The organism is Mesorhizobium sp. M5C.F.Ca.IN.020.29.1.1 (assembly GCF_003997375.1).
Classification (GTDB): Bacteria; Pseudomonadota; Alphaproteobacteria; order Rhizobiales; family Rhizobiaceae; genus Mesorhizobium; species Mesorhizobium wenxiniae.
The window spans coordinates 1-923 of record NZ_RZSW01001053.1; the positions used below are offsets into that span (position 1 = coordinate 1).

Genomic DNA, 923 nt, shown 5'->3' on the forward strand with positions numbered 1-923 from the left:
GGCGGTCGCCGCGCGGGGCGTATGGCTTGCGCGGCCCCTCACGCTTTTCATAGGGCTTGCCTTCAGGGCGCGGCCCCTTGCCGAACGGCCGGTCGCCACTTTTGAAGTCGCGCTTCGGCCGCTCGCCGTCAGCCGCCATCGGGCGGTCGCCGCGCGGGGCGTATGGCTTGCGCGGCCCCTCACGCTTTTCATAGGGCTTGCCTACAGGGCGCGGCCCCTTGCCGATCAGCCGGTCGCCGCTTTTGAAGTCACGCTTCGGCCGCTCGCCGTCAGCCGCCATCGGTCGATCGCCGCGCGGCGCGTACGGCTTTTTCGCGCCGAAGGACGGCTTACCGCCCTTGCCGGCAGCGGTATCACGACCACGCGGGCCCGACGGTTTCGGGCCGTTCTTGCGGGGACCCTTTTGGCGCGGGAATTTCTTGTCTTTGTCGTCCATGTGGCTTTGCTCGTTTGTACTACAGCGCCGCGCGTCCGTACGGACGCGCAAAGGACGCTGTAGGACTTTGATTTGGCGCATGATCCCTTCCGAATCCGATTCCGGTTTTCGGGGTCATGCGCTAGATAACAGGATCACGCCGGAGTAGCGAGGAGATAATAGGAATGGAAACCGCTTGAAGCGGCCGGATTTCATGGCGCTGGCGCTGAAGGAGGCCGAAGCCGCCGCCTTGCGCGGCGAAGTGCCGGTCGGCGCGGTCATCGCCAGCGGCGATATGGTCGTTGCCAGTGCCGGCAACCGCACCCGCGAGCTTTCCGACCCCACCGCCCATGCCGAGATGCTGGCGATCCGCGAGGCCTGCCGCCAGCTGTCGAGCGAGCGGCTCACCGGCCATGATCTCTATGTGACGCTGGAGCCCTGCGCCATGTGCGCCGGCGCCATTTCCTTCGCCAGGTTGCGCCGGCTCTATTTCGGCGCCGCCGACGAG

Annotated in this window: 1 protein-coding gene and 1 pseudogene; one reads left to right on the forward strand and one right to left on the reverse strand. The window is 66.7% G+C overall.

The window, feature by feature from the left end; genetic code table 11:
• Positions 1 to 436: pseudogene (locus tag EOA85_RS36140) on the reverse strand (RNA pseudouridine synthase); the annotation flags it as partial.
• Positions 437 to 611: 175 nt separating this feature from the next.
• Between EOA85_RS36140 and EOA85_RS36145 the strand changes: the two are divergent.
• The coding region (locus tag EOA85_RS36145) for a nucleoside deaminase (protein ID WP_164760174.1) at positions 612 to 923 on the forward strand (312 nt) is incomplete at its 3' end.